General features: G+C 37.5%; 5 protein-coding genes and 3 pseudogenes. All 8 read left to right on the plus strand.

The annotated features are described in order from the left end of the window. Positions 1 to 905: 905 nt before the first annotated feature. A pseudogene (locus tag ACFIM1_RS07495) lies at positions 906 to 1,450 on the plus strand (DUF3987 domain-containing protein); the annotation flags it as partial. 602 nt (positions 1,451 to 2,052) lie between these two features. Next, the gene (locus ACFIM1_RS07500; RefSeq protein WP_375609629.1) at positions 2,053 to 7,026 is read left to right on the plus strand and encodes a DEAD/DEAH box helicase; all 4,974 of its coding nucleotides are present in this window, start codon (positions 2,053 to 2,055) and stop codon (positions 7,024 to 7,026) included. A gap of 1,300 nt (positions 7,027 to 8,326) precedes the next feature. Next, positions 8,327 to 8,971 carry a hypothetical protein gene (locus tag ACFIM1_RS07505; protein WP_375609628.1) on the plus strand — a complete coding sequence of 215 codons (645 nt, stop codon included), beginning with the start codon at positions 8,327 to 8,329 and terminating at the stop codon, positions 8,969 to 8,971. An 81-nt stretch (positions 8,972 to 9,052) separates the two neighbouring features. Then, positions 9,053 to 9,806 (plus strand): annotated as a pseudogene (locus ACFIM1_RS07510) (hypothetical protein). A 1,411-nt stretch (positions 9,807 to 11,217) separates the two neighbouring features. Further along, positions 11,218 to 12,009: pseudogene (locus ACFIM1_RS07515) on the plus strand (hypothetical protein); the annotation flags it as partial. Positions 12,010 to 12,049: 40 nt separating this feature from the next. Next, the gene (locus ACFIM1_RS07520) at positions 12,050 to 13,489 is read left to right on the plus strand and encodes a hypothetical protein (protein ID WP_375694559.1); all 1,440 of its coding nucleotides are present in this window, start codon (positions 12,050 to 12,052) and stop codon (positions 13,487 to 13,489) included. Continuing rightward, positions 13,490 to 15,589, plus strand: coding sequence for a hypothetical protein (locus ACFIM1_RS07525; RefSeq protein ID WP_375694561.1), 2,100 nt, complete (start codon positions 13,490 to 13,492; stop codon positions 15,587 to 15,589). Between the two features lie 17 nt (positions 15,590 to 15,606). Then, on the plus strand, positions 15,607 to 15,938 hold a 332-nt coding region (locus ACFIM1_RS07530; protein ID WP_375694563.1), incomplete at its 3' end, for a transglycosylase SLT domain-containing protein.

The following is a 15,938-nucleotide window of genomic DNA, read 5'->3' on the forward strand; positions in this document are numbered from 1 at the left end:
ATTAGCTGTGGGTGCTTCCCATTAGAACTATCTCAATAGAAGCTTATTCCTAACAACAACGCTGCATACAAATGCAGCGTTGCCTCGTAGTTTCAGATTTTTTTATCCCAGCGCGTGAATAGGTGAGGGAAGTGATATATCTGACTATGCCCCTTGGGGGAAGAGCGAGCCTAAAGGTTTAGAATGCTATGAGTTTGAGCTATCTGGACTTTGAGCAGATGGTTTATCGCTCATGGGAAATCATTTTGTTTTAGGATTCAAAAAGAGGATAGTGATGGTCTCATTGGCGTAGGTGGGCAAGAAAACTGTTAGCTTGGCAATGCGTCAACAATTTGTAGAACTATGTTGTGGAACCCCTACGCAAAGCGGTTGCTATGATGGCATGATGCTTTTGTCAAGCATTATGATATGGTAGGAACCGGTGTTTAAGGGTGCAACTGCGGTCACTGTACGATCCAGTAGCATTACGTCTGAGTATTTAGGAGCGGTAGACTCTGTACAGGCTACGCGTACGATATGTGAAGCACGCTTGTGGGAATTAGTGTGCCATTATTGCGTTGTGCATGCAACCCTCTAGCTAGTACTTCATTGGTAAGGTTGTTTTTTGAAGCTGATTAATTATCTGTGTGTTTTTTAAGAGAACGTTAGCACTGATGTATCGCGTGCCGTACCAAGAAATCTTCCAAAAAATTTTATTAAAAATACTAAAAATATATGTGCAAGATGAACAAATGCTTGCTGAGGATATAGTATCAACGACTGTAGCTGCTTAAGGGCACATAATCTTGGGGGGCATAATGTTGTACAAAAAATCATGAAGTCCAAAAAACTCGTAAAGGTGCATTGCACTTCTCCTTTGAGAATTTGGCATCTCCTCTTAGCTTAATACGTTCTCATTATGATATAAACCCCTTGGTTCTCCTGAACACCCGCTTGTCATGCGTTTTTCTGCTGATGCTCAAGAGATCTTTCGTGAGTGGATGCAAAAGATTTTAAAAAAAGCTAAAGAGAATAACCTTTCTGAAAGCTTACAATCGCATCTTTTAAAAATACCAAAGACCATAGCAAGCCTTGCGTTGATTTTTGAACTTCTTGATAGTGGTCGTTTTGAAATTGGACTCTACGCCATTACAACAGCCTTGCGTTGGGAAAAATATCTGTTAAGCCATGCAAAACGTCTTTATGCGGCGAATGATACATTAACAGCAGAGCGTGCAAAATTAATTGTAGAGCGCTGTGATCTTTTACCTGATGTTTTACGGCAAGAGATATCTATAGACGGTGTTGGAGGTCTTAAAAAGACAATGGAGCCGTTAAGCAAGCTTTAGAGCTTTTATGTCGTTGTAACTATATTCGTGAATTTCCTATAGAGGGGAATGAATTAGGTCGGCGTCCTGATAGACGGTATGAATGGCATCCTTTGGTTAAAAACAACAGCATAAAACAATAAAGAAATCTCTTTTGAAGTCTTAAGACAACCACGCAAAACTCTTTTTATGGCATTCTCATCAAGGAACTTTTTTCCAAAAGCAAATGATCTGAGTGACCTTATCAGAAGAGTTTTGTCAGTCTTGTCAGTTCATTCTAGCTCCTATATTATTTTTTTTAAATGAGAAAAAATTAAAAACATTATATTTCAATATGTTAGTATTTTAACAATACAACCTATATCGACAATACAACCTTAAATTCAATCAATAATATATATTTGTCAGTTTGTGTCTGTAAATTGAACTAACAAACTAGATTATTTTAGTGACTCATAAAACTTATCAAAATACTCATTCTGATATTTTAATGTACATAGTTCATTTGTCTTGATGAATACGTGAAACGAACAGCAAATTTCACTATTTTGCTGATTTTACCTCATGTCATAGGCTGTGGATAAGTAGCGTTTAATAAAATTTCTTTTTAAGCAGGTTGTGGGTCTTTAGCACCCTTTTTTTATTTTATTATTGCTATTTGTTTTAAATAGATCTAGCAGATTCTATTTAAAGTTTTTTGACACCGATAGATCAACGCTTATAAAGCGGTGGGGTTTTATTATAAATGCTTCAATCTCATAACAAACCACTGACATTACGCTCTCTGTTACAATCCTACCGTGATCATACAGAAAGTGCGCGCGATAGAGGAACTTCTTTTGAAAAGTTTGTAATTGCTTATTTGACGCAAGACCCTCTACAATGCCAAGAATACGAAAAGGTTCAAACCTATTGTGAATGGGCAAAAGAGCATGGAGAAGATGGGCGTGATATTGGCATTGATCTGGTTGCTAAAATTCGTGATGAAGAAGGATATGCCGCTATTCAATGTAAGTTTTATAGTGCAAATCATCAGATCAAGAAAGAAGATATTGATAGCTTTATTGCTGCCTCGGGAAAAAAGATCTTCACACGCCGTATTCTGGTTGATAGCACCGAAGGTAATTGGAGTAACAATGCCGATCTCACCTGTGAAGGACAAGGAGTCCGCATTCAACGGATTAATCTTTTTGATCTGGAAAACAGTCAAATAGATTGGTCAACCTTTGAAAGCAAAGGGGAAGCTACTCTTAAGAAAAAAGAACCGAAAAAGCTTTTAGATCATCAACAAGAAGCGCTTAAAGCTGTTTGTGACGGTTTACAAGAAGCAGACCGCGGCAAGCTGATTATGGCGTGTGGAACGGGAAAGACCTTTACCAGTCTGAAGATAGCAGAAGCTCTTGCTGGTCAAGGTAAACATGTTTTATTCCTTGTCCCCTCTCTTTCTTTAATGTCACAAACAATAAGAGAATGGACAGCAGATACAGCAATACCCTTGCGTTCCTTTGCGGTGTGTTCTGATACACAAGTTGGCAAGCGTCGTAAAGCCCAAGATGATGCTGCCGAACTCGATGTCTCGGATCTCGCTCTACCAGCAACAACAGATTCTCAAAAGCTTGGAGAAAAAGCCAATAAGGTTTCTCCTGATGCCATGACAGTGGTCTTTGCTACCTACCATTCGATACAAGTGATTTCGGATGCGCAAAAAAAGTATGATTTACCCGAATTTGATCTGATCATTTGTGATGAAGCACACCGTACCACTGGAGCTGTGTTAGGAACAGACAAGAGTGAATCTGAGTTTATCAAGGTTCATAATAATAGCCTTATTCGGGGCAAGAAACGTCTGTATATGACAGCAACACCTCGTATCTTTAGTGATAATGCCAAAAAACAAGCTAATGAGATTGATGCTGTTCTGGCTTCTATGGATGATGAAGAGCTTTATGGAAAAATCCTTTATTCTTATAGTTTCTCCCATGCTGTAAAAAATGGACTTTTAACGCCTTACAAGATTATCGTTTTAGGTGTTGATGAAGGAGAAGTGAGTAAATCTATCCAGCATCTGATGACAGATAAGAATTATGAACTTATTCTTGATGATAGAACAAAGATCATGGGTTGTTATCAAGCTCTTACCAAAATGGATCTGAAAATTGATCTTGGGGATGATACAAGACCCATGCATCGGGCTTTGGCTTTTTGTAGAGATATTGATACTTCTGAACGCATATGTAGAACATTCAACAATGAAGAAGTTAAGAAAGATTTACGTAATCTTCATGAAAACCATAAAAATATTCCCCTTCTTAACTGTCAAGCAGACCATATTAATGGAAAATCTGGTGCCAAAAACCGTACGATAAAACTTGATTGGTTAAAAGAAGATGCGGGTGAGAATGTCTGCCGTATATTAACCAATGTAAGATGCCTTTCAGAAGGTGTTGATGTTCCTTCCCTTGATGCGGTTATGTTTTTACACCCGCGTAAAAGCCAAGTGGATGTGATACAGGCGGTAGGACGTGTGATGCGTCGTGCAAAAGGCAAAAAGATGGGCTATATCATTTTGCCGGTTGGTGTTCCTGCTGGTGTTTCACCAGAAGAGGCATTAAAAAACAATAAGAGATACAGTGTTGTCTGGCAAGTTCTCAATGCTTTGCTTGCCCATGATGAGAATTTTAGTAAAACCCTTAACCAGATGGTCTTAGGGCAAGACGTAAGCTCTATCATCGACATTGTTACAGTTTCTAAAAAGACTGAATTAGAGAATGTCACCACGGTTATTGACGAAATCCCGCTCCACGAAAAATCAGAAAAATCCGGACTTCGTATTGGAACACAAGCTCATGAACCGCAACATAGTCATAGCGTAACAGGAAGATTACCCTTTTTTGTTGAGTTTCCCAATGCTCTCAAAACACTAATTGTTAAAAAATCTACTATGAGTGATTATTGGGGCATTTGGGCTGGCAATGTTGCTGAGATTGCACAAAACCATATCACACGCCTTCAAACTATGCTTTCTGATGAAAACAGTGAAGCCTTTCATGCCTTTAATGCGTTTTATAAGGAATTAAAAAACAACTTAAACAGTGAGATAAAGCAAGAAGAAGCGATTGAGATGTTAGCGCAACATCTTGTGACGCGTCCTGTGTTTGAAGCCTTGTTTGAGGGCAATGAATTTGTGCAAAACAATGCCATTTCGCAAGCAATGGAAAAAATCTTAACAGAACTCGATAAAACCAATATTGAGGAAGAATCCAAAGAATTACAAGAGTTTTATGACAGCGTAAAGTTCCGTGCCTCTGGCATTACAGAACCACAGGCAAGACAAAATCTTATTATCAAACTTTACGAAGATTTTTTTACCAAAGCTTTTAAGAAGACAACGGATAGGCTTGGCATTGTTTATACCCCCGTTGAGGTTGTCGATTTTATCATTCATTCTGTTGATGATGTGTTGCGTAATGAGTTTGGAAAAAGCTTGGGGTCACGGGATGTCTCTATTCTTGACCCTTTCACTGGAACGGGTACCTTTATCACAAGGCTTTTACAATCAAATCTCATAAAACCAGAGGATATGGAATATAAGTTCCGTCATGATATCCATGCCAATGAGATTGTTTTACTGGCTTATTACATAGCAGCCATTAACATTGAATCGACTTATCATAGTATCATGAAAGGTAAGTATATTCCTTTCAAACATATTGGTTTAACCGATACATTCAGGATGCTTGAAAAGCAAGATCTGATGAAAGGTTTACTAGAGGAAAACAGTGCATATTTAGAACTTCAAAAGAAACTAAATATTGAAGTTATCTTTGGTAATCCTCCTTATTCCGTTGGGCAAAAAAGCGAGAACGATAATGCAAAGAACACCCCTTATCCAATATTAGATGAACGTATCCGTAAAACTTATGCTGTTCAATCGAAAGTAACGAATATACGAGCACTTTATGACAGCTATATCCGTGCCATTCGTTGGGCAAGTGACCGTATTAGTAATGCTGGGGTAATCGGATTTGTCACAAATGCAAGTTTTATCAATGGAAGCTCCATGGATAGCTTACGAAAATGCCTCGTTGAGGAGTTTTCGAGCCTTTATATTTTCCATTTACGAGGGAATGCTCGGACTTCTGGAGAACAACGGAAGAAAGAAAGTGGTGGAATTTTTGGTGAAGGCTCTCGAGCTCCTATTGCTATCACTATTCTCGTAAAAAATCCAAACTCACAACAGCATGGCAAGATATATTTTCGTGATATTGGCGATTACCTCACAAGAGAAAAAAAACTTACAATAATAGCGTCTCTTGGGAGCATTGATGGTATTACACGGAGTAAACAAGGTTGGCAAATAATTACACCGGATAAACATGGGGATTGGATAAAACAACGTGATGACAGTTTTAAAAAATTTTTAGCTATAGGTGTTAAAAAAGGGCATGATAAAAAGCTCTTTAAAATTTATTCCTGTGGTCTAAAAACCAATCGTGATGCTTGGGCATATAACTCAAGCTATAAGATTTTAGAAAATAATATGTATAATATGATTACTTTCTATAATAGCGAAGTAGAACGTTTTAATGATGCCTATCCACATTCTGATCATAAAATACGTGCAAATACTGTAAACAATTTCATCAATGCAGATGAGAGCAAGATTAGCTGGAGCCATAATGTTAAACAAGAATTGGTAAGAGGAAAAATTCTTAAATTCGAAGATGCATGCCTTACGCAAAGTTTATATCGCCCTTTTACACGACAGTGGCTTTATTATAATCGTACCTTCAATGAGAGAGTTTACCAAACGCCGCGTATATTCCCAATGGAGAAAGCGGTTGAAAATAAAATCATACAAGTTACAGGTATAGGAGCAATGGTTGGCTTTTCTGCACTTATGACTAAGAATTTGCCTGATTTAGGTGTGATGAATGCTAGTCAATGCTTTCCACGATATTTCTATGAAGATGCTCCGATTTCACGAGACAAAAATGAAAAACAATCCCATTTATTTGCGAATTCTACAGAAGACAGCAAAACAGCTGATTTACAGAAGTGTGATGGCATTACGGATGAAGGGTTAGCACATTTTAAAGCTGCGTATCTTAATGAAAAAATTACTAAAGATGATCTATTCTATTATGTTTACGGTTTACTTCATTCGGAAGATTACCGTGCTCGTTATGCTGATAACCTCTCTAAAGAATTGCCTCGCATTCCTTGCGTAAAGACAGCTGATGATTTTTGGAAATTTGTAACAGCAGGGCGTGAACTCGGTCATTTACACGTGAATTATGAAGATGTAGAGCCTTATCCAGTGACCTTTAAAAAGGGTAATCCAAAATTAACTGACATCTCTAATCCCGAAAAATTCTATTATGTAACTGAAATGAAATTCGCAAAAATTAAGAATAGTAAGGAAAAGGATAAATCAACGGTTATTTATAATAGCAATATCACAATAACAGATATCCCTCTTGAAGCTTATGAGTATATCGTCAATGGCAAGCCCGCTCTTGAATGGGTTATGGGGCGTCAATGTGTTAAGACTGATAAAAAGAGTGGCATTGTTAATGATGCTAATCGCTATGCTGTTGAAACCATTGGCAACCCTGCCTACCCTCTAGAGTTGTTTCAAAGGGTTATTACCGTAAGTTTAGAAACAATGAAAATTGTTAAGAACCTACCAAAATTAGAACTAAGAGAAACTGAATAACTTATAAAGCATGCTCACGTAATGGGTATGATAAACGCATAAGGGGTATAGAGCTTATAACCATAATCTATACCTCTTTTGTTAAGTTGATTAGATACAATCCTAATATGCGTTATTCTAAAAATAAGGCTTTGTACTTTTAAACACTCTTATTGGGATTGCTTTAAGACTTTTAAGAAACCCACTCTTAAAGTGAATACGCTTCTTTTGGATTGCCTTTAAGAGGTTATACCGTAATCTAAAATGATAGCTTTATTGTTTTCAAAAGCTTTGTTTAAAGAGGGTATTCATTTTGCTTATAGGTTTTGAAGGTTCCTAAAACTCTCAAAACCCTCTTAAACGTATACTACAGATTGTATTTACATGTTATATGTAATATAGATTGTTTTTTTAAATCATTAACCTATTGAAAGATAATATTTTTAATTTTTACTCATTAAAAAAATAATAGAGGGTCTAAAAGGAACTGACAGCACTGACACGATCTATTAAAAGGGATTTTTCTAATCTCTATAATTATCAATCTCTCTTTAGATGTTTTCATAAGTGTTTTCATAACAGTCTATAAATTACAATTATCCTATATCTTATTTATCGTTTCTCTTATGAAAATGAAAAATGATGCCATGGCTATAAAGCATATAACAGTTATAAAGAATGCGTAAAAACAGTAGCTTTGTTTGAATAAAGCAAAAATGCAAATTAATGCATTGGTTATAAGAGCGCGGTGCCTATTAAGAAAGTTCAAATGATAAATGCGTTATAAACAAATTCACAAAAAATTTTAAATTCATTTAGTGAAAAAATTGATGGGTTATAAAGTTTAAAATACGCATTATGAGAGCGTTTCTAAATATTATAAATGTATAGATTCAGAAAATACGCAATCGTTTCACAAAGCCCGTAATATAGCTTTAAAAGCACATAAATATAAAAGAAGCAATTAATAGGCATAAGATATTATCAATACACAACGTATTTAAAAAATACAAAAAAAATATCAAAAAAAGATAAAATATTATTTGACAATAAATACGTATTTTGTTATATAAATACTGAAGTGATTAACAAACACTAAAACAGATAGCGAATAGGTTACGATAAACCTAATCCTGTTATAAAAACTGATTATCTTTTATGCTTTTGTTAGCATATATGATGATTTTGTCGGGTGTAGCTATGTTATACAATACCCTTCGCGAGGGAAAAGCATAGCAACGGACTATCTGCCGTGTTTGTTAGCGCCCGGCAGCCCTTATGGGCTGTCAATAACAAACTTTTAAACAGATAGGTTTTAATTATGACAAATTCAAACAACACCCCCATTATCTCTAATATTGCAAATGAAACCGCGCTTGCTAATCAACAAGAGCCTGCAAAAAAATATGAATTTACAGGAGAGACAATAGAGGTTGGTGATTATACTCTTTATCGCATTCTGGCTTTAAGGGATTTTGCTAATATAAAAGCTGGTGATTTAGGCGGCTTTATACATAAGGTTGCAAATTTAACTCATAATGGTGATTGTTGGGTTGGTGACAATGCCATGGTTTATAGTGATGCTCGTGTTTACGATAATGCCCATGTTTATGAAAATGCTATAGTTTTTGATAATGTTAGGGTTCGCGATAATGCCCATGTTTGTGGCGCTGCTATGGTCAATAGCGAAGCCAAGGTTTATGGGAATGCTATAGTGACTGGTTATGCCCATGTTTATGATAGGGGCTGCGTTTATGACAATGCCAAGGTTTATGGCAAGGTTTATGGTGGCGCTTGGGTTTCCAATAATGCTTTAATTTCTGATAATGCCGAGGTTTATGATGATGCTCGCATTTATGGTAATGCCAAGGTAATTGGCTATACTGAGATTGGTGGTGATACCAAAATTGGTGGCAATTATAAAGAACCCGTTATCACTGGTGATATTGTTTTTACAACTGTGTAAATGACGCGCGGGCGCGGCGGAGGCGCCCCTCTTTAAACATTTCATTCTAAAATTCAAATCTATTTATAAAGGAATTGTGCTATGCAAAAAAAGTTTGCACTCACAAATGAAACGCGTGTATTTAATAATCAAACTCTTTATCGCATTCGGGCTTTAATAAATTTTGATGATGTCAAGGCTGGCGATTTAGGTGGCTATATCGAAAATGAAGGGAACTTATCTCATTATGGCAATTGCTGGGTCTATGATGAGGCTTGTGTCTATGGCTATGCTCATGTTTCTGATCATGCTAAAGTACGTCATTTGTCTCATGTGCGGGGGGCGGGGCTATGGTAATGCTGAGGTCTATGGAAAGGCTTTAATCACTCAATATGCTAAAGTTTATGATCATGCTTGTGTTTATGGAAGTGCTCATGTGGCTGGCAATATCTATGGCAAGGCGCATGTCTGTGATCACGCCCGCGTTTATAGCAATTCCCATATTTATCAACATGCGCGCGTTTCTCATGATGTTTTTGTGTATGATCATGCAAGGATCTATGGTCGTTCAAAGGTTTCTGGCTCTGCTTGTATTTACAACAGTGCAAAAATTTATGGACAGGCTGCTATCAAAGGCTTTGCAAAGATTTATGGCAAGGTTTACGGCTCTGCTCTTGTGAGTGGGCGCGCTGCGATTTATGGCTCTGTTTATGGGAATGCAAAAATCTCTGGTTCTGTAAAAGTCTATGGTCGTGCCTATGGAAAAGCAAAAATAGATAAACAAAGCAATGTAAAATCAGTTGCTCAAAATTATGAGGTTTATGAAAGCGATAACGTTGTTAAGATTGATAAATAGCATAAATAACAAGCATGGGAGTGCCTTCTTTATGGTTATAAACCCATCATAAAAGAGAGCATTCATAAAAGAAAGCCGTGTCAAGTGATATGACGCGGCTTTCAAATAACGATTATAATGATAGAAAAATAATCATCCACAATGGAGTAATGAATGCATATATACAAAACGTATTATATTGCAAGCGCTCTATTGAGATATGAAAACTTATCAAACGGAATGTAAATAATGCGTATGATTTTTACTCACTCATTTGAATGAAAAAGCCTATAAACGCTTTTTGTTGTTCTCAAACGTATTAATCATAACGTCTTTAACTTAAAGAGATTCATTGAAAACAAAGCCCATGATAAAAATGCATCTTAAATGAATGTCTTATAAAAACGTTCTTTTTACATTTACGAGCGTTGGTTTTCAAAACAATCTCTCATAAGACAATAAACAAGCGCTTTTATCAAACGCAAGGCTATAAAAACTGTTATAAACATCAGTTTCAAACGTTTAAACGTATTTAGAAAGGCTTTCATAAGTATCTTTAAATAGAACTTCTTTGCAAATTAATCGCTCTATATTTGGCTAGTAAAATCAACCAATCCAATTTTGGAGGCGTTAACTTTAGAATAGAGCATTCTTTAACATTATAGCTTTGTTCTAAAAATTTAGAAAAATCTCATGCTTTATGATGTTACAATGGTTTTGAATTTTACTTGCTTATCTTTGTCTAAAATAGATGCTCTCAAATTTGAGGGGATCCTATTTGGTTTCGAATTTTTAAACTATAACTTTTAAAACGTTTTTAGTACCAAATCTAAAGTAGATAGTAATTCTACTGCCATGGCATTATTTGCCTCCATTTTTTTGTGGAAGCGAATAGTTCCGTTCTTAAAAACTAGCCTGCAATCTATTCATTAAAAGGCTTTTGACTTCATAAGATATAAAATACCTCTTTATCGTTTTCTAAACTTTTAGACAGCATTTTAAAAGCGATCTTGTCCTTAATCCTTTTATGCAATCTTTAAAATGTTCGCTGTTATGATGATGCTGTTATGACAGCTCTCTATTTTACGCTTCTAATTTTGAGAACTATAATTTTATGTTTTTATCATGTGATTAACAATCCAATCTTTAAAACAAGATGGGATCTTTAAACGTATGCGATTTCTGCTGTGATAAAAACGTATCATAAAATTTATAACTGTTATGAATGATATCTGCTTTTCATTTCATTTGAACGTTTACATGCGTTATAATACTTACATCATGATTTTCTTTTTATGGTCTATTCATGCATGGCGATCTTATATAAAAAATGGTCAAATGAATCACGTATAAAAGGATGGATTCTTAAGTGGATTCATATAAAATAATTGCATACAAGATATTGACTTTATTGTGTTTTTTTATAATATACGATGTGTATGGGGGACCGCGTGTTGCCCCGTTAAGTGCTCAAACACGCTATGGAATTGGTGGTCTTGGAAGTATTCCTCAGCATTATCACAATCGCTCTTTGATGAATACAATCTATAATCCAACGTCGGCAGCAAGCAATCTTGGAAGAGTGGCTTCTGGTGATATGGTTGGACAGAATCCGTCTTTTAATGCTGCGCTTCAAAATAGCTTAGACCGCGTCAGAGATACGATTAACAGCTCTTTTGCCGGTGCGGGTCGTTATGGTTCTGGTGCACATACGGGTGTATTGGCAAATGAACTTGGTGCTTTGTCTACAAGTGCTACAGCAGACCAGTATAATCGTGATGCGGATCGCATGATGCAAGCTAATGCCATGATAGACCAAGCCAATCAAAATCAGTTAGGAGCTTCAAATAACTTCTTACAGGGTTATGGGAATGCCTATTCCAATGCTATACAGGGGGGAGGTGTACTTGATGCCTACAATCAGAGAGTTATTGATGCCAATCGTGAACGTTGGCTGGAGCAAGACAATAGCGGCTGGAATAGGTTGAATATGCTTATGAACGCAGGTCACGGCTTTGCAAGAAATTACGGCACGACAACGAATAATAATACAGCTTCGATGATACAAGGGAATAGCCCATGGAAAAATGTAGGGACAATAGGTTCTCTGGCACTTCAGGCGGCACCAATGGCTTTTGGTTACATGGCAGGTGGTCCAATGGGAGCAGCGTTGGCAGGAGGAGCATCCAAGTTTTTTTTAGATCACATGAATAAGAAACAATAGCTGTATAATCATTAAACGATAATTTTAAAAGGATAGCGTGATGGCATTTCCATTATTATTTCCATTAGCTGGGGCAGCTTTTATGGCAGCGAGAGTTGCGCCTCATATTTTTAGATATATTGCTCCCAAAGCGGTTACAGGGGCGAATAGATTGGGACAATTAATAACAAAGAGCCCCGTGGGGAAATTCGTAGCAAAGTATCCAAAAACCAGTGCAGTTATGGGTGTGGGGTCAGCCATTGAAAGTATGATGACACCAGAGAAAGCAGATGCTCCAAACAACCCCTATTTACAGAGTATGCTGAAACCATATGGACCATTTATGCCCTATACGGCTCCTAGAACGGAAATGCCTCTTGGATTTGATCAACATCCACCCATGCCAAATGCACTAGAGAGTACTCCACAAGAACTAAAACCTCATGTTAATGAACAAACGCAACCATTAGCACCCGCTTCCCCAACACCGACTCCTGAACTGACAGATGCAGAGAAATTTTTACAGTCCAATACTTATAAGTTTTTTCAATCAGATGCGTATCAGAAACTCAAAGATCTTTTTGCAGGTATGGCGGCGGCCGCCACAGATGGTTCTGGATGGGATGCGCTTGCAAGTGGTGTGAAGCATCTTAATGAAGGAGATAAACAAAGAAGTCAGATTAACCAGACTGTCGAGTATCTAAAGTCCAAAGGCTACAGTGATGAAGAAGCTGCTATCATGGCAAGGAATCCTCAAATGCTTAGTGCATTGCTAACAAATACAGGTAGCAAAGACTTTAATGATGGAAGTTCATTAATTGATGATCCAACATCACCAACAGGAAAGAGAGTAGTTTACCACCCTGGAAGCAAAGCGTATATGGACAATAAACGTGCTGCTGCTTTGCGCGAAAGTAAAAAAGCGTATGGAAAAGTCTTGATAGACGATATCGATCTTTTGCAGGGATATGCCGATAAATTTGGAAATTATGCAACAGGTCATATGGCTAAGGCAGCTAGCTATGTGCTTTCAGGGTCAGAACAATCAGATGCACGACTTATTATACAATCAATAAAATCTCGAATAGCGCTTGATCGTATAGATCAAATGAAAATGCTCTCGCCGAGAGGGACGATAGGGCTTGGAAATGTTAGTGATAAAGACATTGAAATGTTAAAACAGTCTCTGGGTGATTTAAGTTTCGATATGTCTGCACAACAGTTTAAACGTCGTTTGAACATAATAAAAATTGTTATATCAAAACTTAATTCTGAAGTAGTAGGTATTTTACTAGGTGATATTGATCCTACAGAAGAAAATATGATCAATGCTGTTAATGGAAACGATAGTCAATATTCTTCTAATCAGTCGATGTCACAAGGAGGCAGTGCAAATTTGCCAACTATAAGTAGCAGAGAAGACATTAAAAAACTTGCTATTGGGGATAAAGCAACTGCACAGTACGGTAACCATATGTATGAAATTATTAGGGATAGATAAATGGTCCATCATAATAATACTCATCAAGATTTTCCAGATTTTGGTCCTGGAATAAGGGTTATACGTCGTATCCCTGAAGATGAATACGAAACATCACCCCAACATCCTGAAATAAGTGAAAGTGAAGCCTTTTGGAATTCTTTAAAGCATGGTTTGAGTTTTAATTTAGATGATGAGATTGCGGGGATTACAGCGGCAGGACGTGATTCTGATGATGAGTTGGCAATAAGTGCTTTTTTGAATGGGCTTATCAAATATTGGACTGGAGATAAGAAAACCATAGAAAAATATGAAAAAGAAGCCAATAGAATACGTGATTATTATCGTAGGATGAGTGATCAACATTATTGGACTTCGTTTGCTGGAAATGCTTTAGGGTCGGCAATCCCTTCACTTGCGACTTTAGGAGGAGGATTATTAGCCTCAGGAGCACGCTTTGTAGCGCCTACACTCACAAATAGTCTTGGAGGATCAAAGTTAGGTCAATTGTTCTTAAAAGCTGGTCAGTCAGGTCCAAGTCGATTTGCAAGCCCGTTTTTAGGCATCACGAACAAAACAACATTACCTCATTTGCTTAAAGTAGGTGCAGCATCTGGTGCATTACATGGCGCAGGAGAAGGGGAAGGGTTTGGGAATACACTTACAAGTACAGCAGTTGGGGCAGGTTTAGGAGCGGGAGGGACAGTCGTTGGAAGTGCTTTAGGTCATTTGGCTGGTTATCCGGTAAACGGAATACGAAGACTTTTTTCTCCTTCTCATAAGGAAGGTGTTTCAAAAGATACGTTAAGAACAATCAGTAAACATTTAGGTAAGGAGGCGTCTGAAGAGCTAGGAGAATCTTTTAAAAAAGCAGTTTCTACCGATTACGTAGCTGATCATAGTCCTTTTTTACAAGATCTTGTTTTTGATATCGCGAAAAGAAACCAAGGGGCTTATCTTGATTTAACCAAGAGAGCTAAACAGAGAGCGCTGGGAGGAGGGGAGCGTATTCATCAGGCGGCTGATAAATACTTTGTTCCTCGTCAAAATGTTACAGGTTTAAAAGATGATCTTATCGCGAGTAGAGAAGCAGAATCACATACTCTTTACGAAATAGCCAAGAAAACGCCGATAGGAGAAAAATATTATGGTGCTCTTAATGAATTAATGAAGCGTCCATACTTCAAACAGGCTTATGATGAAGGACTAAAGCGGTTTATTACGGATGGCAACAACGTTAGTCCGTTTTCTTCTCAAAAATTTAGTCTCCTTAAGGAGAAACCAAACATGGGGGCTCTTCATAAGACTAAGGAGGTCGTCGATTTAATGATAAGGACCGAAAAGGGACAAGGAGATAATAGCCAAGTTCGCAGTTTAGTTGGCATCCAGAAAAAGTTATTAGAGCTTATGGATGATATATCGTCTGAATATAAGAAGGGACGGGCATTGTATCATCAATATAGTGCACGTGTAGACGCCATGGATGAAGGTTCCAAAATTCTTAGTAAGTCGATTAATAAGGATGAATTCAGTAAAATCTTTGATGAATTACCAAAGGCACAACAAGAATACTTTAAAAAGGGCTCAAGAGCAGAACTTTTACAAGGCATGGGTCAAACAGGAGATCAAGTTTCCAAGGCAAAAGATATTTTTGGTACGAATGATCTGTATGAACGATTTGCAAAGATTTATGGAGCCGATAAAGCTTCTACGGTTAAGAATGTTGTCAATAAAGAAGCTGATTATGCAGATTTTTATAACAGGATACCAAATCGTATAGCGAATAAAGATATATCTTTTACGCATAACGTCAATATGCCAACGGGTAAACATGATGCAGCTATGCAAGCAGGAAAAGTAGCGGTGAAGGCTGCTTGGATTCCTTTCAAAGAGGCGGCGTTTAGAGAGCGTCAACGGATTGAAAAGGATGTTGTCAAATTGTTAACAGGGGGAAGACAGATTAAGAATGCTCAAATTGTCGATCTGATTCAACGCATGGTAAATGCGCATCATAAGGGATATGCGACGAAAGAGTGGTTCAAAAAACTATCTGCTGCTTTGTTTGGAGGCGAAGGAAAAGAATTAGCAAGGCATTTTAATATGTTGAGTACGTGGAAGTAGAGGAGAATGTATAAGCTATGCCTCGTTATAGTTCTTCAGTTGATCAAGCGATACGGCAGACGGCAGCGCGATATGGTTTGCCCGAAAGCTATTTATACCGTGTTGCGCAAGTGGAAAGTGGCGGCGATCCGAATGCAAGGAATCCCCGTTCTTCGGCGGGTGGGTTGTATCAATTTATAGACAGCACAGCCAAACAATATGGTTTGCAGGATCGTTTTGACCCCATGCAAGCGGCAGATGCCATGGGGCGGTTGACCCTTGATAATCGCAACCATTTAAGCCGCCTTTTGGGAAGAGCGCCTAGTGAAGCGGAATTGTATTTAGCCCATCAACAAGGGGCAGGAGGAGC

Origin of the sequence: Bartonella sp. AC158YNML (genome assembly GCF_042196725.1) — a bacterium.
GTDB lineage: Bacteria > Pseudomonadota > Alphaproteobacteria > Rhizobiales > Rhizobiaceae > Bartonella.